The sequence below is a fragment of the Actinosynnema sp. NPDC059335 genome, assembly GCF_042752395.1.
GTDB lineage: Bacteria > Actinomycetota > Actinomycetes > Mycobacteriales > Pseudonocardiaceae > Actinosynnema.
Map to the genome: position 1 here is coordinate 106,634 of NZ_JBHYXZ010000005.1, position 20,643 is coordinate 127,276.

Genomic DNA, 20,643 nt, shown 5'->3' on the forward strand with positions numbered 1-20,643 from the left:
ATGACGGCCGTGCACACGACCGACGCCGCGGTGCCGACGAACTCCTCGTCGGCACCGCGGCGTGCCGCACCGGACGGCGCGCCGCGCCGTCGGGGCAGCGCCTTCGACCGGGTGCTGCCCTACCTGCTGCTGGCCCCCGCCGTGGTGGCCATCCTCTGGCTGATCGGTTGGCCCGTCCTGTCCGTGCTGGTCACCAGCTTCCGCGAGCTGAACCTGCGCGAGCTGACCCGCGGCGAGGTCGTGTGGGTCGGTCTGGACAACTACGCGGAGATCCTCGGCGACCCGGAGTTCTGGGTCATCGCGGTGCGCTCGGTGGTGTTCACCGCGCTCGTCGTGGTCGTGTCGGTCCTCGCGGGCCTGCTGATCGCGCTGCTGATGCGGCAGACCGGCACCGCCGTGCGGATCGTGCTGCAGGTCGCGATGCTGCTGGCGTGGGCGATGCCGCTGCTCGCGGCCACCACGGTCTACCAGTGGATCTTCGACCAGCAGTACGGCATCCTCAACAAGACCCTGGTCAAGCTGGGTTTCGACGGGTTCGCCGGCTACTCGTGGTTCTCGACCGGCACCTCGACGCTGGCGGTGATCGGGCTGCTGATCGTGTGGCAGGCCGTGCCGTTCCTGGCGTTCTCGCTCTACGCCGGGGCCATCGGGATCCCGAAGGACCAGTACGAGGCGGCGGGCATCGACGGGGCGTCGGCGTGGCAGACGTTCCGCGCGGTGACGTGGCCGGAGCTGCGGCCGCTGCTGCTGATGGTGACGTTCCTGTCGCTGCTGTGGGACTTCAAGGTGTTCACGCAGGTCTGGGCGATGCGCAAGGGCGGCCCGGACGGCGGCAGCACCACGCTGCCCGTCTACCAGTACCTGGAGGGCATCTCCAAGAGCCACTTCGGCGTGGCCGCCGCGGTGTCCGTGGTGATGGTGGCGCTGCTCGCGCTGCTGACCTTCCAGTACCTGCGCAGGCTCATCCGATCCCAGGAGGGCGAGCTGTGACCGCGAAAAAGGTCTCCGCCAACGTCGTCGCGCTGGTCGTGGCGCTGTTCTTCGCGTTCCCGACCTACTGGATGGTGTCCACGGCGCTCAAGCCGCGCAAGGACCTGCTGTCCACCGGCTACGACCTGATCCCGCTCTCCGTGACGGGCTCGAACTTCGCCACCGCGTGGACGAAGCCCGGGTTCCTCAACGCGCTGGGCAACAGCCTGCTGGTGTCGTTGAGCGCGGTGCTGGCGGCGGTGGTGATCGGCGTGCTGGCGGCGGTCGCGCTGGCCCGGATGCGGTTCCGCGGCCGCAAGGGCTTCGTGATGCTGCTGCTGATCGCGCAGATGGCGCCGTTCGAGGCGCTGCTGATCCCGATGTTCCTCATGATGCGCGACCTCGACCTGCTGGACCGGCTGCCCGCGCTGGCGCTGATCTACTTCGCGGTGACGCTGCCGTTCTGCGCGTGGACGCTGCGCGGGTTCGTCAACGGCATCCCGCTGGAGCTGGAGGAGGCGGCGATGGTGGACGGCTGCGGCCGGTGGGGCGCGTTCCGCCGCGTCACGCTGCCGCTGCTCGGGCCGGGCCTGGTGGCCACGTCGGTGTTCGCGTTCGTGACCGCGTGGAACGAGTTCCTGTTCGCGCTGTCGCTCGTCAAGGACCAGACCAAGGAGACCCTGCCGGTGTGGCTGTCGGGGTTCCAGACGCAGTTCGGCACCGACTGGGGTGGCGCGATGGCCGCGTCCGCGCTGTTCACCCTGCCGGTGCTGGTGTTCTTCCTGATCGTGCAGCGCAAGATGGTCACCGGTGTCACCGCCGGTGCGGTGAAGGGGTAGGGCCGCATGTCGTTGCACCGGCTCGCGTCGGGTGTGCTGTTGCCGGGGTTCCACGGGGCCACCGCGCCGGACTGGCTGCTGGACCGCGTCGCCGACGGGCTGGGCGGTGTCGTGCTGTTCGGGCGGAACGTGGTGGACGACGCCCAGGTCACCGCGTTGAGCGCGCAGTTGCGGGGTGTGCGCGCCGACGTCGTGATCGGCATCGACGAGGAGGGCGGCGACGTCACCCGGCTCGACGCCGGCCGCGGGTCGGAGGTGCCGGGCAACCACGCGCTGGGCGCGGCGGACGACGTCGGGCTCACGCGGGCGGTGGCGGCGTCGATGGCGGCGCGGCTGGCGGCGTGCGGGGTGAGCCTGAACCTCGCGCCGTCGGCCGACCTCGTGCTGACGCTGGAGGACCCGGTGATCGGCGTGCGGTCGTTCGGGTCGGACCCGGTGGCGGCGGGCGCGCACGTGGCGGCGTTCGTGGAGGGCATGCAGGCGGTGGGCGTGGCCGCGTGCGCCAAGCACTTCCCCGGCCACGGCGCGTCCACGGTGGACTCGCACGCGGCGTTGCCGGTGCTGCCGCGGACGGTGGCGGAGCTGGCCGAGGTGGAGTTCGAGCCGTTCCGGGCGGCCGTGCGGGCGGGGGTGCGGTCGGTCATGACCGGGCACCTGGTCGTGCCGGAGTGGGGCGACGAGCCCGCCACGCTCAACCCGCGGGCGGTGCGCGTGCTGCGGGAGGAGCTGGGGTTCACCGGGGCGGTCATCACCGACGGGCTGGACATGAAGGCCGTGGGCGGCGACCTCGCGGAGGGGTCCGTGCGGGCGTTGGCGGCCGGCGTGGACGCGTTGTGCCTGGGCGGCGAGCCGCTGGACGACGACGGGCTGCGGTGGCTGGTCGACCGGATCGTGGCCGCCGTGGAGTCGGGCGCGCTGCCGGTGGCGCGGCTGGAGGAGGCGGCCCGGCGGACCGCCGCGCTGGGCGCGCCGGCGGCGGCCGTGGACGCGCACGACGCGGAGCTGGGCCTGGTCGCGGCACGGCGGGCGCTGGAGGTGCGCGGCACACTGGCGTTGTCCGGGCCGCCGGTGGTGGTGGACCTCGCGGTGGAGCCGTCGATCGCGGTCGGCGACGTGCCGTGGGGCCTGGGGCCGTACCTGGCGGAGCTGGTGCCGGGCACCGAGGTGGTGGCGTCCACGCCGGCGACGTCGGCCGAGGAGATCGCCGCGCGGGCGGCGGGTCGTCCGGTCGTCGTGGTGACGCGTGAGGCACACCGCCACCCGTGGGCTCGCGGGCTGGTGTCCTCACTCGCTACTATTGGTCTAGACCTTGTGCACGTCGAGACCGGCGTGCCGGGCCCTGACCTGGGCGCCGACGCCCGCGTGGACACCCACGGCGGCGCCCGGGTGTGCCTGCGGGCCGCGGCCGAGCGCCTCGCCGCCGCCCTCCAGACCTGAACCGACAGGGGAACCCCGATGACCGACCACCAGCCCGGCAGGCACATGGCGGCCGAGATCGGCCAGCAGCCCGGCATCTTCGCCGACCTCCACGCGCGGCGGGACGCCATCGCGGCGGTCGCCTCGGTGATCGCCGAGCGGCGGCCGCGGTTCGTGCTGCTGGCGGCGCGCGGGTCCAGCGACCACGCGGCGCTGTACGCCAAGTACCTGACCGAGGTGCTGCTGGAGCTGCCCGCCGGGCTGGTGTCGCCGTCCACGACCACGCTGTACGGCGCGCAACCCGACCTGCGGGACGTGCTGCTGGTCGCGGTGTCGCAGTCGGGCGGGTCGCCGGACCTGCTGGAGGTCACCGAGTCGGCGCGGGCGCGGGGCGCGCTCACGGTGGCGGTGACCAACACGGCGTCGTCGCCGCTGAACGGGGCGGCGGAGCTGTCGGTGGACGTCGGCGCGGGCGTGGAGCGGGCGGTGGCGGCCACCAAGACGTACTCGGCCACGCTGCTGGCGCTGTACCTGCTGGTGGACGCGATCCGGGGCGGTGACGGGTCGGCCGCGGCGCGGCTGGGCGAGCTGGCCCAGTCGACGCTGGACGGGTCGGAGGAGGCCGTGGCGGAGGCCGTGCGGCGGTACCGGTTCGTGGACCGGGTGCTGACGACCGGGCGCGGCTACTCGCTGCCGACGGCGTTGGAGTCGGCGTTGAAGCTGGCCGAGACGTCCTACCTGGCGGCGCGGGCGTACAGCGGGGCGGACCTGCTGCACGGGCCCGTGGCGGCGGTGGACGCGGAGACCGCGGTGCTGGCCGTGACGAGCGCGGGCAAGGGCGGTGACGCGCTGCGCGACGTGCTGGACGTGGTGCACGGGCGGGGCGCGGACGTGCTCGCGGTGGGTTCGGCGGCGGGCGGGGTGCCCGCCGCGCTGCGGATCCCGGTCGCGGAGACCGCGGAGGAGGTCGCCCCGATCCTGGAGATCCTGCCGGTCCAGCGCCTGGCCCACGGCCTCGCGCTGGCCCGCGGCGGCGACCCCGACAGCCCGCGCGGCCTGAACAAGGTCACCAAAACCCGCTGACCCCCGCGTGTCCTACCTCCGGAACGCGAGTGTCCTACGTTCGGAACGCGAGTGTCCTACGTTCGGGACACCCGAGTTCAACGCTCGGAACATGCGAAAGGCCCGAGGGGGCGCACCCCTCGGGCCTTTTCGTCGGTGCGGCTACTGGCCCGCGGCGGCCAGGCCGACCGGGGCGTCCTGGTACGCGGCGTCGAACACGACCTCGCCGTCGACCCAGACCTTGCGCGGCCGCAGGTCGTCGTCCCACCAGACGAGATCGGCCACGGCCCCGACCTCCAACCGGCCCAACGTCGGCTCGCCGATCACGTCGGCCGGGACGATGGTCGCCGACGCCAGGGCGTCCGCCGGGTCCACGCCCACCGACACGATGTTGCGCACGGCCCGGTCCAGGGTCAGCGCGCTGCCCGCGATCGTGCCCTCCGGCGACCGGGGCACGCCGTCCTCGGTCAGCAGCACGTCCGCGCCGCCGAGCTGGTACCGGCCGGGCGGCATGCCGGCGGCCGCCACGGCGTCCGTGACCAGCGCGACCCGGTGGCCGGCGGCGTTGAACACGAGCCGGCAGACGTCCGGGCCGACGTGCGCCAGGTCCGCGATCAGGCCCAACGTGAACCGGTCGTCCACCAGCGCCACCCCGGGCACCCCCGGCTCGCGGTGCCCCAGCGGGCGCTGCGCGTTGAACAGGTGCGTCACCATGCGCGCGCCCGCCTCGGCGGCCGCACGGGTCTGCTCGCCCGTCGCGTCGCTGTGCCCGACCGCGACCAGCACGCCCGCCGCCGCCAGCCTGCGCACGGCCTCCATGCCGCCCGGCTGCTCGGGCGCGAGCGTCACCATGCGCAGCGCGCGGCGCAGCACCTCGTCGTCCAGCAGCACGTCGATCTCGGCCGGCCCCGGCGGCACCATCAGCGCCGGGTCGTGCACGCCCGCGCGTTTCGGCGACAGGAACGGCCCCTCCAGGTGCACGCCCAGCGGCTTGGCGCCCGCGCCCTCCGGCAGGGTCGCCGACGCCGCCAGCACGGCGTGCGCCTGCCGCACGGCGACCGGCACCGGCGCGGTGATCAAGGTCGGCAGGAACCGGGTCACCCCCGTTCGTGGGAGCGCTCTCGCGACCGCGGCCATGCCCTCGGGGTCCACCTCGGCGAAGTCGACGCCGACCGCCCCGTTGACCTGCACGTCCACCAGGCCCGGGGTGAGCAGGCCGTCGGTCAGCACCTCGGCGCCGTCGGGCGGTGAGCCCGCGACGACCTCCACGATCCGGCCTGCCCGCAACCTCAGGCTGACGGGACCGGTGATGGTCCGACCGAGCAGTGCTCGCGGAGCTGCGACAACCGTGTCCAAGGTCCCTCCTCAAATGGTCCAGACCATTATGGCCGGAAGTGGCGGACGCCGTCACGTGTGGTTATAAGATAACCGAATAGACTAGCGTTGGGTGAATGTTTCGCCGCACGGCGAGGGCTGCCGCGCGGCGTTCCGGCGTGGCCCATACTTGGCGTCAGACATCCGAGGTCTAGCTGACGAGTCGAGGACCGCCGTGGCAGTTACCGACGACGCGATCCTGCGCGTCAAGGAGATGATCGTCTCGGGCGAGCTGAAGCCGGGCGACCGGCTGCCGCGCGAGGCGGACCTCGCCGAGCGGCTCGGCCTGTCCCGGAACTCGCTGCGTGAGGCGGTCAAAGCGTTGTCGCTGGTCAGGGTGTTGGACGTGCGGCAGGGCGACGGGACCTACGTGTCCAGCCTGCGGGCCGACGACCTGCTCGGCGCGCTGTCGTTCGTGCTCGACCTGCACCGCGGCGAGGACTCCGTGCTGGAGGTCCTGCAGGTGCGGCGCATCCTCGAACCGGCCGCCGCGGCGATGGCGGCACAGCGCGTCGGGGCCGAGGAGGTGGCGGCGTTGCGGGCGCTGTGCGACGCGGCCGAGTCCGCCCGGTCGGTGGAGGAGCTGGTCGAGCACGACCTGGCGTTCCACCGCGCCATCGCCCAGGGGTCGGGCAACGCCTACCTCGCCCGGCTGCTCGACACCCTCGCCGGCCCGACCGTGCGGGTGCGCATCTGGCGTGGCATCACGCAGGGCGGCGCGGTGGACCGGACCGTCGCCGAGCACCGCGCCATCGTCGACGCCCTGGCCGCCCACCAGCCCGAACTCGCCCGCTCGTGGTCGACGGTGCACGTGGCCGGGGTCGAGCAGTGGCTCTCCGACCTGGCCTGACCGTTCCGAGCGTGGAATTCGGGTGTCCTGGACGTAGGACTCACGCGACGCGAACGTACGACTCACGCGTTCTGAACGTAGGACTCACGCGACGCGAACGTAGGACACGCGCGTTCTCAACGTAGGACACGCGGGGGTCAGGGGCGGGGGCGCAGGCGCAGGCCGTGCATGCCGCCGTCGACGGCCAGGACGGTGCCGGTGGTGGAGCCGGACAGCGGGCCCGCCAGGTAGGCGATCGCGCCCGCGACCTCGTCCGCCGAGACCAGCCGCCCGTGCGGCTGCCGCGCCTCCAGGGCGGCCCGCTCGGCGGCCGGGTCGGGGGCGGAGTCGAGCAGCCGGCCGATCCACGGGGTGTCCGCCGTGCCGGGCGCGACCGCGTTCACCCGGATGCCCTCGCGCACGTGGTCCGCGGCCATGGCCAGCGTCAACGCGTGCACCGCCCCCTTGCTCGCCGAGTACAGCGCCCGCTGCGGCAACCCCGCCCACGCCGCGATGGAACCCGTGTTCACGATCGCCGCCGACGGCGAGCGCCGCAGGTGCGGCAGCGCGGCACGGGCCACCCGCGCCATGCCGAGCACGTTCACGTCCAGCACCCGCCGCCACTCCTCGTCCGGGTTCGCGGTCACGTCGCCCTGCGCGCCGACGCCCGCGTTGTTCACCAGCACGTCGAGCCGGCCGAACCGCCCGACCACCTCGTCCACCGCGGCCCGCACCGACGCGTCGTCGGTCACGTCCGCCCGGATCCCGTGCACCGGCGGGTCGACCCGCGGCTCCAGGTCGAGCGCCACCGCGGTCGCGCCCCGCGCCGCCAGCAGCCGCGCCGTCGCCAGGCCGATGCCCGACGCGCCGCCCGTCACCACCGCGACCAGTCCCTCGAACTCGCCCACCGCTCCTCCTCCAGCTCGCGTCCACCCGGACCGTCGGTCCCGCCACGTCCCCGGCCGTCACCCGGCCGGAGGACCGTGAACCGGTTCGGGTCGCGGACCCGCCCGGCCACCGAGAAGATCATGTTCCGGCGGAGGCGGCCGTGGCGAGCGGCGGCACGGGTGACTCTCGCGGCCGGTCGGCGCCCCGGGTGCGCAGCGCTCCGCCGGCCCCCGTCCAGGGGTCCGATGATCCCCGTCCCCGAAGGGTCGCGATGAACCACCACCGCGCGGTGCGGGCCTCCGCCACCGCCGCCGCGCTGCTCGGCGCGCTCCTCGTCGGCAGCCCCGCGTCGGCCGACCCGCACGCCGAGCCGCTGCCGCCGAACCGCACGGACCACCGCACGGGCACGGGCTCGTCCGAACGGGTCGGCGCGGCCCTGGCGCGGGCCGAAGGTCCGATCACGGCGTTCGTCGAGCTGGCCACGATCCCGGCCGCCGAGGCGTACGGGGCGCAGAAGGCGCGCGGCGTGGGCGACCCCGTGGCGGCGGCCCGGTCGGCGCGGCTGCTCGCGGACGCGCAGGCGGACCGGGTGGTGCGGGCGTTGCTCGGCAGGGACGCGGGCGCGCGCCGCGTCGCGTCGACCCGCAACGCGGTGCCCGGCGTGGTGGTGACCGCCGACGCGGCGAGCCTGCGCGAGCTGGCCGCGCTGCCCGAGGTCAGGACCGTCCGGCCGACCGTGTCGAAGCACGTCGCCAACGCGGGCGCGGTCGGGCTGACGCGGGCCTCCCGGGTCTGGCAGGACACCGGCCGCCTCGGCGACGGGCTGCGCATCGGCATCGTGGACACCGGCGTCGACTACACGCACGCCGACTTCGGCGGCCCCGGCACCACCGCCGCCTACGAGGCCGTCGACCGCACCGCGCCGTGGACGCCGACCGCGAAGGTCGTCGGCGGCCACGACTTCGCGGGCGACGCCTACGACTCGGACCGGCCGGAGCACGCCGTGCCCGTGCCCGACCCGAACCCGATGGACTGCCACGGCCACGGCACGCACGTCGCCGGCACCGCCGCCGGGTACGGCGAGAACGCCGACGGCACCACGTTCGACGGCGACTACTCCGCGTTGACGCCCGAGGCGTTGACCGGCCTGGGGATCGGGCCCGGCGTCGCGCCGAAGGCGTCGCTGTACGCGTTGAAGGTGTTCGGCTGCACCGGCGCCACCGCGCTCGTCGGCCCCGCGCTGGACTGGGCGCTCGACCCGAACGGCGACGGCGACTTCGGCGACCGCCTCGACGTGGTCAACCTGTCGCTCGGCGGCGACTTCGGCGGCCAGGACGACCCGGACAGCCTGTTCGTGCGCAAGGTCGTGGAGCACGGCGTGGTCGTGGTCGCGTCCGCGGGCAACGGCGGGGACTTCTACGACGTCGGCGGGTCGCCCGCGAACACGCCCGAGGCGCTGGCCGTGGCCAACACGCGGGACGCGTTCTCGGTGCTCGACGGCGTCGAGGTCGGCGGCGAGGCCCGGCCCGGCCAGTACAGCCGCGACTACACCGGCTACCCGGCGCTGGACCTGGAGCGGCCGGTCGTGCCCGTGTCGGACCCGGCGAACCTCGACGGCTGCGCCCCGATCGCGGACGACCTCGCGGGCCGGTTCGTGTGGCTGGAGTGGGACGAGGACGACGCCACCCGCGCGTGCGGGTCGGCCGTGCGGACCGACAACGCCCAGGCGGCCGGCGCGGAGGGCGTGCTGCTCACCGCGACCGGCGGGACGTTCAAGGCGGCCATCGCGGGCAACGCGGGCATCCCGGTGTTCCAGTTCACCCGGGCCTCGACCGAGGCGGTGCGGCCCGCGCTGGCCGACGGCACGCTCCGGGTGCGGATGCTCGGCTCGCTGCGCTCGTCCGTGCCCACGATGACGCCGAACCTCGCCGACACGATGACGCCGACGTCGTCGCGCGGGTCGCGCGGCCGTTCGGCGGCCAAGCCGGACGTGGCCGCCCCCGGCGACACGATCGTGTCCGCGGACTTCGGCACCGGCACGGGGTCGCTGGGCATGGGCGGCACGTCGATGTCCGCGCCGCACGTGGCCGGCATCGCCGCGCTCGTGCGCGAGGCGCACCCGGAGTGGACGGTCGAGGAGGTCAAGGCGGCGATCATGAACACCGCGTCCGGCGAGGTGACCGACGGCGACGACCACACCACCGGCACGCCCGAAGCGCCCATGCGGGTCGGCGCGGGCCGGGTCGACGCGCTCGACGCGGTCGGCGTGGACCTGCTCGCGATGGTGGCCGACGACCCCGGCGTGGTGGGCGTGTCGTTCGGGCCGGTCGAGGCCGGGTCGCCGCTCACCGCGCGCAAGACGGTGAAGGTGGTCAACAAGTCGTCCCGGGTCCGGACCGCGGCGGTGCGCTACGAGGCGGCGACCACCGTGCCCGGCGCGGAGGTCGAGGTGTGGCCGCCGACGCTGGTCGTGCCGCCGGGCGGGACGCGCACGGTGGACGTGACGCTGACCGTCACGCCCGACCGGCTGCGGAAGGTGGCCGACCCGACGGTGGAGAAGCAGCATGCGGGCGTGGCGCGGCAGTTCCTGGCCGAGACGTCGGGACGGGTGCTGGTGCGGTCGGGCGACCTGGTCGTGCGGGTGCCGGTGTACGCCGCGCCGAAACCGGTCGCCGACGTGGAGGCGGTCGACCGGGGCGACGGCACGCTGGTGCTGGAGGGACGCGCGCTGGACCAGGGCGAGGGCGACGAGGCGTACCGGTCGCTGGTGAGCGCGGTCGAGCTGCACGGCTCCAGCCCCGAGCTGCCCGACTGCGCGGGCGACGTGCAGGCCGGGTGCGCCGTCACCGCGTCGGCCCGGGGTGGCGACCTGCGGCACGTCGGCGCGGCGGCGGCGGACGGGATGCTCGCGTTCGGCGTGGCGACCTGGCGGAACTGGGTGACGCTCGGCATCGCCACCAGCCCGGAGGTCCGGGTCGACACCGACCTCGACGGCGCGCACGACTACGTGGTGCAGGCGGTGAAGCCGACCTCGGGCGGCGTCGTGACGGCGGACGTGTGGCTCGCGCGGACCGTGCGGGTGGCCGACGGCGCGGTGGTGGACGAGCAGCCGCTGAACGGGCAGTACGGCGACGTCGACACGAACCTGATGGACAGCGACGTGGTCGTGCTGCCGGTGGCGTTGACGGCGTTGGGCATCGACCCGGCGGCGGGCTCCGCGCCCCTGGCGTACAGCGTCGTGACGACCGGGAACTACCCCGCGCCGGGGAACGCGGAGGAGGTCGTGGACCGGATCGACGGGCTGCCGGCGTTCGACCCGCTGCGGCCGGGGCTCGCGGTCGAGGGCCCGGTGTCGTTCGTGGCGCGGGAGGGGGCGGTGCTGCGGGTGCGGCGCGGCGACGGTGCGGCGGCGGGCAGCCTGCTCCTGCTGCACCACCACAACGCGTCGGGCGACCGGGTCCAGGTGCTCGCTCCGCGCTGATCGCCGGTCACCGAGAGCCAGGTCCGGCTCAACCCGGTTGGGTGTGCCGGACCCGGTGCGTGCTGGGCATACTCGGGCGAATGGGTTTCGTGGTTGGTCTGGACGCGGGCGGCACCAGCACCCGCGCGCTGGTGCTCGACCTGGACGGCAGCCGCCTGGGCGCGGGCGTGGCGGGCGGGGCGAACCCCAACTCGCACCCGCCGGAGGTGGCCGCGGCGCACGTGCGGCAGGCGTTGACGGCGGCGTTGGACGGGTTGGACCCGGCGAAGGTCGAGTCCGGGGTGCTGGGCATGGCGGGGTCGAGCAAGCTGACCGACCCGGCGGTGGCGGCGTTGTTCGAGGCGGCGTGGAGCGGCGCGGGGCTGCGGTGCCCGCTGCGGGTGATCACGGACTGCGAGGCGGCGTTCGCGACCGGGACGGCGTCGCCCGACGGCACTGTGCTGGTGGCCGGGACGGGGTCGATCGCGGCCCGGATCGAGCACCACGAGCTGGTGTCGACGGCGGGCGGGTACGGGTGGCTGCTCGGTGACGAGGGGTCGGCGTTCTGGCTGGGCCGGGAGGCGGTGCGGGCGACGCTGGCCGCGTTGGAGCGGGACGGGCTGGACGAGATGACGACCGCGGTGCTGGCGCGTGCCGCGATCCCGGACCTGCCGCGCCGTGAGCGGTGGCGTCGGCTGATCACCGTGGCGAACGAGGCGGCTCCGATCGCGTTGGCCGCGTACGCGCCGCTCGTGACGGCGCACGCGACCGCGCCGTCGGCCGAGCGGATCGTCATGTCGGCCGTGCGCGTGCTGGCGGACCTGGCGGAGGCCGCGCGGCCGGCCGACGACCACGCGCCCGTCGTGCTGATGGGCAGCCTGGTCCACGCCAACCCCCTGGGCACGCGGCTGCGTGCCGAACTGGCCGCCCGCACCCGTGCGCCGATCCACGTCGCCACCGAGGGCGCGGCCGGCGCCGGCTGGCTGGCCGCCGTGAAGATCCTGGGCGACCGCGCCCCCCGCCCCACCTAACCCCCGCGCGTGTCCTACACCGGGAACGCGCGTGTCCTACGTTCCGGTACCCCGAGTTGAACGCTCGGAACAGCGTCGGCTGCGGCGTTGCCCGGCGTCAGCCGTTCCGAATGGTCAACTCGGGTGTTCCCGACGTAGGACACGCGCGTTCCGGACGTAGGACACGCGCGGTTGGTCAGGGGGTTCGGGGGTGGCGGAGGCCCGGGTGGGTGGAGGGGAGGGTGCGGCGGAGGACCCACCAGCTCACGGCGACGCACGCGACCTGGAGCGGCCAGGTCAGGGCGGCGCGCATGATGCCCAGCAGGACGACCTCGCCGGCCAGCCACAGGGCGCCGAACACGAGGACGCGCAGCACGTACTGGCCCACCCACGGCCACGACGCGTAGCGGTACGCGCGCAGCAGGTCCGGGTCACGCCGCCAGCGGAACTTCTGGCCCGTGAGCAGGCCCACCACGACGCCCAGCAACGGCCAGCGGACCACGATGGACGCCGCCCACACCAGCGCGGACGCGGCGTTCAGGAAGATCTGCAGCAGGAAGAAGTCCTCGGCGCGGCCGGTCTGCAGGGCGATGTACGCGGCCAGCACGACCAGGGCCACCGACACCAGGAGCGCCCGCGGCCGACCGCCGCGCAGCACCCGCACCACGCCCGCCACCACGCCGGTGCCGACGGCCGCCGCCGCTCCCACGGCCACGGAGTGCCCGCCCAGCAGCCACCCCAGCACGAACGCCAACGGCGGCAGCGAAGCGTCCAGCGCACCGCCCCGCCCGCCCAGCAGGGCCCCCAGCGACTCCTGACGCGTGTCGGTCATGCCTCCAGGGTGCCTTAGGTCAACCTAACCCAGGTAACGGACCCGTCTCGGCCCATTGACGCCCGTGAGCCCCGTCACTACCGTCGCCACGAAATCGTCTGGAAAGTTAACAGACAGGAGTGCCGATGCGAGCCGGGAGCCCGAGGCTGCTGCGCGAGATCAACGACCGCGCCGCCATCGAGGCGCTGCTCCGCAACGGCCCGCTGACCAGGGCCGAGCTGGAGGGCCTGATCGGACTGTCCAAACCGGCGACCGCCCAGCTCCTGACCCGCCTGGAGGAGGAGGGCACGGTCCTGCGCGACGGTCTGCGCGGCGGCGGACGCGGTCCGCGGGCGCAGCTGTGGACCGTCAACGGCGCGCTGGCCCACGTCGCCGCGATCGACCTCACCCCCGACGCGGTCGACATCGCCATCGCCGACATCTCCGGCACCACCCTGACCGAGCACCGCGCGCCCATGCCGAGGACCGACGTGCTGGACGCATTCCACGGCGCGGTCACGAAGGCCGCCGCCCAGGCGGGCCTCACGCCCGACGCCCTGCACCACGTCGTCGTCGGCAGCCCCGGCGCGGTGGATCCGGCGACCGGCCGGCTCAACTACGCGCCCCACATGCCCGGCTGGGCGGACAAGAACATCCCCGAGGAGCTGGCCGCCCTCCTCGACACCTCCGTCACGGTCGAGAACGACGTCAACCTCGTGGCGCTGGAGGAGATGGTCGCCGGCCGGGCCGTCGGCGTGAAGGACTTCGTGCTGCTCTGGCCCGCGGACGCGGTGGGCGCGGCCGTCGTCGTCAACGGCGTGCTGCTGCGCGGCGCGACCGGCGGCGCGGGCGAGATCGACGCCATGCGGGTGCCCGACCACGCGCACGCCGACACGGGCACCGACCGCGCCGGCAGCCGGTACGGCGACCTGCTCGACAGCCCCGGCATCGCCCGCCTGGCCCGCGCGCACGGCGTGTCCGCGCGCACCGGGCAGGCCGCCGTGGAGAAGGCGCTCGGCGAGGGCCGCGCCGGCCGGGAGTTCCTGGTCGACCTGGCCCGCCGCATCGCGACCGGCGTGACCAACGTGGTCGCCGTGCTCGACCCCGAGCTGGTGCTGCTGTCCGGCGGGATCGCGCAGGCCGGCGGCACGGCGCTGGCCGACCTCGTCGCGGCCGAGCTGCGCCGCCTGGTGGTGCCCCGCACCCCCGTCCAACTCGCCCTGGTGACCGGGAAGCCGGTGCGCTCCGGCGCGCTGCACGCCGCGCTGTCGGTCGTCAGGGAGCAGGTGTTCGGTCTGCCCGCCGCCACGACCGAACCGTTCCGCGGCCCGCGTCGCCAGGACGCGACCGCATCGGGCACGTCGAGATGAAGGAGAGCACATGCGCCGGTTCCACCGCGCAGCGTTGCTGGTCGTGGCCGCGGCGGTGTCCCTCACCGCTTGCGCGGCGGGCTCCGGCCGGACCACCGGGCAGTCCGGGCCCGCGGCGGCCCCGGGCCGGGACGACGCGTTCACCCTGACCGTCTGGAGCAACTTCTCCGGCCGCGAGCAGGCCGAGGTCACCAAGGCCCTGGAGAGCTTCAAGGCGAAGTTCCCCAACGCCGAGATCAGGCACGAGGGCAGCCAGGACGACGACAAGATCACCGCGGGCATCCGCGGCGGCAACCCGCCGGACGTGGCCCTGTCGTTCACCACCGACAACATCGGCCAGTTCTGCTCCAGCGGCTCGTTCCAGGACCTCAAGCCCTACGTCGAGCGGGACGGGGTGGACCTCGGGCAGATCACCGACGCGGTGCGCTCCTACACCGAGCACAAGGGCGTCCGCTGCGCGATGCCGCTGCTCAGCGACGTGTACGGGCTGTACTACAACAAGGACATGCTCGCCGAGGCGGGCATCACCGAGCCGCCGCGCACCACGGCCGAGCTGCTGGACTTCGCCAAGCGCACCACCAAGCGCGCCCCGGACGGCTCGATCGAGGTCGCGGGCTTCCTGCCCAGCATGCCGTTCTACGCGAACAACCCGCAGATCTGGGCCCCGCACTTCGGCGCGAAGTGGGAGGCCGCGAACGGCAAGTCGGGGCTCGCGAGCCCCGAGTGGGCCGAGATGCTGCGGTTCCAGAAGGAGCTGGTGGACTTCTACGGCTACGACGCGCTGGAGCGGTTCCGCGCGGGGCTGGGCCAGCAGTACTCCACCGACCACGCGTTCCACCGGCGCAAGATCGCCATGATGATCGACGGCGAGTACCGCACCGCGTTCCTGCGGGACCAGGCGCCGGACGTGCGGTTCGGCACCGCGCCGTTCCCGACGAGCAAGCCGGAGCTGTACGGCGCGGGCTTCACCGCCGGGACGATCATGGGCATCCCGAAGGGCGCGAAGAACCCCGGCGCGGCGTGGGAGCTGATCAAGCACATGTCGTTCGACACGGGGACGATCGTCGCCCTCGCCAACGGCATCAAGAACATCCCCAGCACGAAGGCCGCGCTGGCCGACCCGCGCCTGGAGGTGGACGAGAACTTCAGGACGTTCATCGACCTGGCGACCTCGGGCAAGCTCCAGGGCAACCCGGTCACGCCCATCGGCGACGCGCACATCAAGGCGATCGGCGACTTCGCCACGTCCTGGCAGGCGGGCAAGGTGCCCGACCTGATGGCGGGGCTGGCCGAGGTCGACCGGCAGATCGACGACCAGATCGCGAAGAGCGGCAAGTAGGGATGACGGCCACGCTGGAGCGCGTGGACGCGGCGCGGACCGCCCCGGCCAGGGGGCGGTCCCGCGCCCGCGCCCGTCACCGCCTGACCGTGCTGGCGTTCCTGGCGCCCGCGGGCCTGGGGTTCGCCCTGTTCTTCGGCTACCCGCTGGTCGCCACGATCGGGTTCTCGTTCACCCGCTACGACCTGATCAACCCGCCGGAGTGGGTCGGCTGGGAGAACTACGCCTACATGTTCTCCGACAAGCTGTTCCGCACGGCCGTCTACAACACGCTGTGGTTCGTCGTGGTGCTGACCGCGGCCCGCGTGGCGTTCGCGCTGGGCGTGGCGTCGGTGATCGCCCGGCTGAGGTCGGGCGTCGGGTTGGTGCGCACCCTGTGCTACCTGCCCTCGCTGGCCCCGCCGGTGGCCGCCACGCTGGTGTTCTTCCTGGTCCTGCGGCCGAACGAAGGACCGCTGGACGCGTTCCTCGGCTGGTTCGGCGTCGAGGGGCCGCTGTGGTTCGCCGACCCGGCGTGGGCCAAGCCGGGGATCGCGGCGGTGGTGCTGTGGGTGTCCGGCGACCTGATGATCATCATCCTGGCGGCGGTCCTGGACGTGCCGCGGGAGCGCTACGAGGCGGCCGAGCTGGACGGCGCAGGCCCGCTGCGGCGGTGGTGGCACATCACGCTGCCGACGATCTCGCCGGTGCTGGTGTTCGGCGTGGTGAACTCGATCATCCTGGCGCTGCAGCTGTTCACGCAGGCCGTGGTGGCCGGGTCGGCGGCCAGCGGGTCGGCCGACGTGACCGGGTCGACCAAGGTGCTGGGCTACCCGGAGAACTCGACGCTGACGTTCCCGATGTGGCTCTACACGCAGGGCTTCCGGTACTTCGACATGGGCTACGCGGCGGCGATGGCGACGGTGCTGTTCGTGGTGTCGTTCGCGGCGACCGCGTTGCTGGTGCAGCGGATGCGCAAGGCCACGCACCAGGAGGAGTCGTGACGGCGACCGCGGCCGCGCGCCGGCCGGTCGACTGGCGCAGGGGCCTGGACTGGGTCGCGGTGCACAGCCTGGGGCTGGCTCTCGGGCTGATGTTCGCGCTGCCGGTGGTGTTCGTGTTCCTGACCGCGGTCATGTCGGACGACCAGGCGTTCACCGAGGACCTGTGGCCCCGCGAGTGGCACTGGGGGAACTTCGTCGAGGTGTTCGACAAGGCCCCGCTGCTGACCTACCTGGGCAACAGCCTGCTGTACTCGCTGCTGGCCACGGCCGGGATGCTGGTGTCGTCCATCCCGGCCGCGTACGCGTTGGCCAAGCTGCGGTGGCGCGGCCGGAACGTGGTGTTCCTGCTGGTGGTGGGCGCGATGATGCTGCCGCCGCAGGTGGTGGCCGTGCCGCTGTACGACACGTGGTCGAGCCTGGGGCTGACCGGGACGCTGTGGCCGCTGATCGTGCCGTACTTCCTGTTCGACGCGTTCAGCGTGTTCCTGCTGCGGCAGTTCATCCTCACCATTCCGCAGTCCTATGTGGACGCGGCCCGGGTGGACGGCTGCACGGAGTTCCAGGCGCTGCTGCGGGTCGTGGTGCCGATGGCGCGGCCGGGCATCGCGGCGACCGCGCTGTTCTGCTTCCTGTACACGTGGAACGACTACTTCGGACCGCTGCTCTACACCAGCGAGCGGCCGGACCGGTGGACGCTGTCGCTGGCGCTGTCCTCGTTCAAGGGCATGCACCACGTGCAGTGGAACCTGGCCATGGCCGTCACGTTGCTGATCATGCTCCCGGCGGTGGCGCTGTTCGCGTTCGCGCAGCGCTCCTTCGTCCGGGGCATCACGTTCACGGGGGTCAAGGGATGAAGCTCACCGTTGTCGGCGGCGGGTCGACGTACACGCCCGAGCTGGTCGACGGGATCGCGGGACGGCGGACCGACCTCGCCGTGGACGAGATCGCGCTGGTCGACCCGGACGCGGCGCGGCTGGAGGTCGTCGGCGCGTTCGCGCGCCGCCTGCTGGCGCACGCGGGCCACCCGGCCCGGGTGACGACCACCTCCGACCTGGACCGGGGCGTCGACGGGGCGGCCGCGGTGCTGGTGCAGCTCAGGGTGGGCGGCCAGGCGGCGCGGGCGTCGGACGAGACGTTCCCGCTCGCGTGCGACTGCGTCGGGCAGGAGACGACGGGCGCGGGCGGGCTGGCCAAGGCGCTGCGCACGGTGCCGGTCGTGCTGGACATCGCCCGGCGGGTGCGGGAGGTGGCGGGCGACGACACGTGGATCGTGAACTTCACCAACCCGGTGGGGATCGTGACCCGGGCGCTGCTGGCCGACGGGCACCGGGCGGTCGGCCTGTGCAACGTGGCGATCACGTTCCAGCGGTGGACGTCGGCGCTGCTCGGCGTGGAGCCGGAGTCGGTGCGGCTGGAGCACGTCGGGCTCAACCACCTGACGTGGGAGACGGGCGTGTTCGTCGACGGCGTGGACCGGCTGCCCGAGCTGCTGGACCGGCACGCCGACGCGCTGGCCGGGCACATCGGCCTGCCCGCGTCGCTGATGCGGCGGTTGGGGATGGTGCCGTCGTACTACCTGAAGTACTTCTACGAGCACGACGAGGTGGTGCGGCGGCAGAAGACCGAGCCGCCGCGGGCCGAGGTGGTGGCCGGGGTGGAGAAGGAGCTGCTGGACCTGTACGCCGACGTGGGCGTCGTGACGAAGCCGGCGCAGCTCGCGCAGCGCGGTGGCGCGTACTACTCGGAGGCGGCCGTGCAGCTGGTGCACGCGTTGACCGGGGGCGCGGGGGCGGAGCAGCACGTGGTGAACGTGCGCAACGGCGGCACGCTGCCGTTCCTGCCGGCGGACGCGGTGATCGAGGCGCCGGCGGTGGTGGACGGCGGCGGCGCGACACCGCTGCCCGTGCCGCCCGTGCCGGCGTCGGTGTCCGGGCTGATCGCGCACGTGACGGCGTACGAGCACCTGGCGTTGGAGGCTGCGGTGCGCGGCGGGCGCGACCGGGTGGCCGACGCGTTGCTCGCCCACCCGCTGGTCGGGCAGCACGCGGTCGCCGAACGGCTGGCCGACGAGCTGGTGGCGCGCAACGCGGACTTCCTGCCGTGGGCGAAGGGGACGGTGTGACGGACCGGGTGCTCGCCGTGGACGGCGGGAACAGCAAGACGGCCATGGCGCTGGTCGACGTGGACGGCCGGGTGCTCGCGCAGGTGCGCGGGCCCGGCGCGTCCGCGCAGAACGTGGGGCTGGCGCGGAGCCTGGAGGTGTTCGACGGGCTGGTGCGCGACCTCGCGCGGCGGGCCGGGCTGGCCGCCGACGAGCCGGTCGCCGCGCACACCGCCGCGTACCTGGCCGGCGCGGACCTGCCCCGGGAGGAGGACGACCTGCGCGCGGCCATCGAGGCGCGGGGGTGGTCGGCCACGACCGTCGTCGGCAACGACACGTTCGCGCTGCTCCGGGCGGGCACGTCCGACGGGATCGGGGTGGCCGTGGTGTGCGGCGCGGGGATCAACTGCGTGGCGGTCGCGCCGGACGGGCGCACGCACCGGTTCCCGGCGCTGGGGCGGATCTCGGGCGACTGGGGCGGCGGCGGGCAGGTCGGGTCGGAGGCGTTGTGGCTCGCGGTGCGGGCCGAGGACGGGCGGGGCGAGCCGACGGCGTTGCTGGACGCCGTGCGCGCGCACTACGGCACGGCGACGGTGGCGGAGGCGGTCGAGCGGCTGCACCTCGGGCTGGTCGAGTTCGACCCGCACCCGCTGTGCCCGCTGCTGTTCCAGGTCGCGGCGGGCGGTGACGCGGTGGCGCGGTCGGTGGTGGACCGGCTCGTGGAGGAGGTGGTGCTCCTGGCGCGGGTGTCGCTGACGCGGTTGGGGCTGCTGGCCGAGCCCGTGGACGTGGTGCTCGGCGGCGGTGTGCTGACCGGGACGGGCGGGGTCGTGGTCGACGCGGTCGCGGCACGGCTGCGGGAGTCCGCACCCGCGGCGCGGGTGCGGGTGGTGGACGTGCCGCCGGTGGTGGGGGCGGCGTTGCTGGGGTTGGACGCGGTGGGCGCGGCGGCGGGGGCGGAGGCGCGGTTGCGGGGCGAGTGGGCGGCGACGGTGGGGTGAGGGGGCGCGACGGTGGGGCGAGGCGTCGGCGACGGTGGGTGAGGGGGGAGGCGGTGGGGTGAGGGGGCGGAGGCGGGTTTCCGGGTGGCGTTGGTTTCGGTGAGGGGGTGGAGTGATCTGCGCCGCACCCGGCGGGGTGAAAGGCGGTGAATCACCCATTGCCGACACTGGTTCACACCACCGAGTGACACCTTGGTAACAGCGTCGCCAACCGACGGTGGCGTAGGGCGGAGTTGGCGTTGCATGCTGTCGTGCGCGGTCATGGGGGTGCCGCGTGGAGCGGAGGTAACGCATGGAGGGGCTGGACAGTTTCGTCGCGGTGGGGGACAGCTTCACCGAGGGCATGGACGACCCGGCGCCGAACGGCACCTACGTGGGGTGGGCGGACCGGCTGGCGGCGATGGTCTCGCAGCGGCAGAGCGGCTTCCGGTACGCCAACCTCGCGATCCGGGGCAAGATGCTCCAGGAGATCGTGGACGAGCAGGTGCCGCTCGCGGTGTCGCTCAGGCCGAAGCTCGTGACGCTGTGCGGTGGCGGCAACGACATCCTGGTGCCCGGCAGCGACCCGGACGCGTTGGCCGAGGTGTACGAGATCGCGGTGGCCGACCTGCGGGCGGCCGGCGCGGAGGTGCTCATCTTCACCGGGTTCGACCCGAAGCACACGCCGCTGCTGCGGTCGTTGCGCGGGAAGATCGCGATCTACAACAGCCACCTGTGGGCGGTGGCGGACCGGTACCACTGCAAGGTGGTCGACCTGTGGTCGATGACCGTGCTGCACGACCGGCGCGCGTGGAGCGAGGACCGGTTGCACCTGTCGCCCGAGGGGCACCGGCGGGTGGCGTTGCGGGCGGCCCAGGTGTTGGGGTTCGAGACGGAGGAGGCGTGGAACACCCCGTGGCCGCCGTTGGCCGGTGAGGATTGGATGACGCAGCGGCGGCACGACTTGAAGTGGGCGCGGGAGCACGTGGTGCCGTGGATCGGGCGGCAGCTGCGCGGGGAGTCGATGGGGGACGGATTGCGGCCCAAGCGGCCGGAGTTGTTGCCGGTTTGCGAGTGAGGTTGGTCCGGGTTCGGGGGGCCGGGGTTCGGGGTGGTGACTCGGTGGTGCGGGCCGGCTCGATTTGACATGGGGCCCTTACGGGTACCCGGGGCAGGCCAAAGCCGGCAGGCCCGGCGGGGAAGAGCGTCCCC

17 protein-coding genes are annotated in these 20,643 nt (G+C 73.9%); 14 read left to right on the plus strand and 3 right to left on the minus strand.

Translation table 11 applies throughout. The features are described 5' to 3' along the window. From ACFXGA_RS02925 to ACFXGA_RS02940, 4 genes are read left to right on the plus strand one after another with little or no spacing between them, the layout of a single operon-like run. On the plus strand, positions 1-990 hold the full coding sequence (locus tag ACFXGA_RS02925) for a carbohydrate ABC transporter permease (RefSeq protein ID WP_378083783.1): 990 nt from the start codon (positions 1-3) through the stop codon (positions 988-990). Further along, positions 987-1,808, plus strand: coding sequence for a carbohydrate ABC transporter permease (locus ACFXGA_RS02930; RefSeq protein ID WP_378083786.1), 822 nt, complete (start codon positions 987-989; stop codon positions 1,806-1,808). The genes ACFXGA_RS02925 and ACFXGA_RS02930 overlap by 4 nt, the downstream gene beginning before the upstream one ends. Before the next feature lie 6 nt (positions 1,809-1,814). Then, the gene (locus tag ACFXGA_RS02935; protein ID WP_378083788.1) at positions 1,815-3,245 is read left to right on the plus strand and encodes a glycoside hydrolase family 3 protein; all 1,431 of its coding nucleotides are present in this window, start codon (positions 1,815-1,817) and stop codon (positions 3,243-3,245) included. 18 nt (positions 3,246-3,263) lie between these two features. Continuing rightward, on the plus strand, positions 3,264-4,307 hold the full coding sequence (locus ACFXGA_RS02940) for an SIS domain-containing protein (RefSeq protein WP_378083789.1): 1,044 nt from the start codon (positions 3,264-3,266) through the stop codon (positions 4,305-4,307). Between the two features lie 141 nt (positions 4,308-4,448). Here ACFXGA_RS02940 and nagA read toward each other — a convergent pair whose 3' ends face one another. Next, complete coding sequence (gene nagA / locus ACFXGA_RS02945) at positions 4,449-5,642, minus strand: N-acetylglucosamine-6-phosphate deacetylase (protein ID WP_378083791.1); 1,194 nt, start codon at positions 5,640-5,642, stop codon at positions 4,449-4,451. A gap of 193 nt (positions 5,643-5,835) precedes the next feature. Here nagA and ACFXGA_RS02950 point away from each other — a divergent pair, with 193 nt between their 5' ends. After that, positions 5,836-6,510 carry a FadR/GntR family transcriptional regulator gene (locus ACFXGA_RS02950; RefSeq protein WP_378083793.1) on the plus strand — a complete coding sequence of 225 codons (675 nt, stop codon included), beginning with the start codon at positions 5,836-5,838 and terminating at the stop codon, positions 6,508-6,510. Between the two features lie 137 nt (positions 6,511-6,647). On the opposite strand, the gene ACFXGA_RS02955 is transcribed toward ACFXGA_RS02950, so the two are convergent. After that, a complete protein-coding gene (locus tag ACFXGA_RS02955; protein WP_378083794.1) occupies positions 6,648-7,397 on the minus strand; it encodes an SDR family NAD(P)-dependent oxidoreductase in 750 nt (249 codons plus the stop codon). Between the two features lie 251 nt (positions 7,398-7,648). Between ACFXGA_RS02955 and ACFXGA_RS02960 the strand changes: the two genes are divergently transcribed. Both ACFXGA_RS02960 and ACFXGA_RS02965 read left to right on the plus strand, forming a co-directional pair. Continuing rightward, positions 7,649-10,858 carry a S8 family serine peptidase gene (locus tag ACFXGA_RS02960; protein WP_378083796.1) on the plus strand — a complete coding sequence of 1,070 codons (3,210 nt, stop codon included), beginning with the start codon at positions 7,649-7,651 and terminating at the stop codon, positions 10,856-10,858. A gap of 80 nt (positions 10,859-10,938) precedes the next feature. Next, on the plus strand, positions 10,939-11,868 hold the full coding sequence (locus ACFXGA_RS02965; protein WP_378083799.1) for an N-acetylglucosamine kinase: 930 nt from the start codon (positions 10,939-10,941) through the stop codon (positions 11,866-11,868). A gap of 175 nt (positions 11,869-12,043) precedes the next feature. On the opposite strand, the gene ACFXGA_RS02970 is transcribed toward ACFXGA_RS02965, so the two are convergent. Further along, positions 12,044-12,679: a DUF3159 domain-containing protein gene (locus ACFXGA_RS02970; protein WP_378083800.1), complete on the minus strand. Its 636-nt coding sequence runs from the start codon at positions 12,677-12,679 to the stop codon at positions 12,044-12,046. Positions 12,680-12,804: 125 nt separating this feature from the next. Between ACFXGA_RS02970 and ACFXGA_RS02975 the strand changes: the two genes are divergently transcribed. The 7 genes from ACFXGA_RS02975 (at position 12,805) to ACFXGA_RS03005 (ending at position 20,509) form a co-directional block, all read left to right on the plus strand. Beyond that, a complete protein-coding gene (locus ACFXGA_RS02975; protein WP_378083801.1) occupies positions 12,805-14,028 on the plus strand; it encodes an ROK family transcriptional regulator in 1,224 nt (407 codons plus the stop codon). Between the two features lie 10 nt (positions 14,029-14,038). Next, positions 14,039-15,367 (plus strand): ABC transporter substrate-binding protein, encoded by a 1,329-nt coding sequence (locus tag ACFXGA_RS02980; protein WP_378083802.1) that lies wholly within the window; start codon positions 14,039-14,041, stop codon positions 15,365-15,367. Positions 15,368-15,369: 2 nt separating this feature from the next. Continuing rightward, a complete protein-coding gene (locus tag ACFXGA_RS02985; protein WP_378083805.1) occupies positions 15,370-16,350 on the plus strand; it encodes a carbohydrate ABC transporter permease in 981 nt (326 codons plus the stop codon). Continuing rightward, positions 16,347-17,204 (plus strand): carbohydrate ABC transporter permease, encoded by an 858-nt coding sequence (locus ACFXGA_RS02990; protein WP_378083807.1) that lies wholly within the window; start codon positions 16,347-16,349, stop codon positions 17,202-17,204. Before ACFXGA_RS02985 ends, ACFXGA_RS02990 begins: the two co-directional genes overlap by 4 nt. Next, on the plus strand, positions 17,201-18,472 hold the full coding sequence (locus ACFXGA_RS02995) for a 6-phospho-beta-glucosidase (protein WP_378083808.1): 1,272 nt from the start codon (positions 17,201-17,203) through the stop codon (positions 18,470-18,472). Before ACFXGA_RS02990 ends, ACFXGA_RS02995 begins: the two co-directional genes overlap by 4 nt. Continuing rightward, positions 18,469-19,452: an N-acetylglucosamine kinase gene (locus ACFXGA_RS03000; protein WP_378083809.1), complete on the plus strand. Its 984-nt coding sequence runs from the start codon at positions 18,469-18,471 to the stop codon at positions 19,450-19,452. The genes ACFXGA_RS02995 and ACFXGA_RS03000 overlap by 4 nt, the downstream gene beginning before the upstream one ends. Positions 19,453-19,744: 292 nt before the next feature. Continuing rightward, positions 19,745-20,509 (plus strand): SGNH/GDSL hydrolase family protein, encoded by a 765-nt coding sequence (locus tag ACFXGA_RS03005; RefSeq protein WP_378083811.1) that lies wholly within the window; start codon positions 19,745-19,747, stop codon positions 20,507-20,509. The last annotated feature ends 134 nt before the right edge of the window (positions 20,510-20,643 follow it).

What these genes read in the sequence shown, in the direction of transcription:
- ACFXGA_RS02980 (WP_378083802.1), top strand. Translation starts at nt 14,039, where the DNA reads ATGCGCCGGTTCCACCGCGCAGCGTTGCTGGTCGTGGCCGCGGCGGTG.
- ACFXGA_RS02935 (WP_378083788.1), top strand. Translation starts at nt 1,815, where the DNA reads ATGTCGTTGCACCGGCTCGCGTCGGGTGTGCTGTTGCCGGGGTTCCAC.
- ACFXGA_RS02940 (WP_378083789.1), top strand. Translation starts at nt 3,264, where the DNA reads ATGACCGACCACCAGCCCGGCAGGCACATGGCGGCCGAGATCGGCCAG.
- ACFXGA_RS02925 (WP_378083783.1), top strand. Translation starts at nt 1, where the DNA reads ATGACGGCCGTGCACACGACCGACGCCGCGGTGCCGACGAACTCCTCG.
- ACFXGA_RS03005 (WP_378083811.1), top strand. Translation starts at nt 19,745, where the DNA reads ATGGAGGGGCTGGACAGTTTCGTCGCGGTGGGGGACAGCTTCACCGAG.
- ACFXGA_RS02960 (WP_378083796.1), top strand. Translation starts at nt 7,649, where the DNA reads ATGAACCACCACCGCGCGGTGCGGGCCTCCGCCACCGCCGCCGCGCTG.
- ACFXGA_RS02970 (WP_378083800.1), bottom strand. Translation starts at nt 12,679, where the DNA reads ATGACCGACACGCGTCAGGAGTCGCTGGGGGCCCTGCTGGGCGGGCGG.
- ACFXGA_RS02995 (WP_378083808.1), top strand. Translation starts at nt 17,201, where the DNA reads ATGAAGCTCACCGTTGTCGGCGGCGGGTCGACGTACACGCCCGAGCTG.
- ACFXGA_RS02965 (WP_378083799.1), top strand. Translation starts at nt 10,939, where the DNA reads ATGGGTTTCGTGGTTGGTCTGGACGCGGGCGGCACCAGCACCCGCGCG.
- ACFXGA_RS02985 (WP_378083805.1), top strand. Translation starts at nt 15,370, where the DNA reads ATGACGGCCACGCTGGAGCGCGTGGACGCGGCGCGGACCGCCCCGGCC.
- ACFXGA_RS02975 (WP_378083801.1), top strand. Translation starts at nt 12,805, where the DNA reads ATGCGAGCCGGGAGCCCGAGGCTGCTGCGCGAGATCAACGACCGCGCC.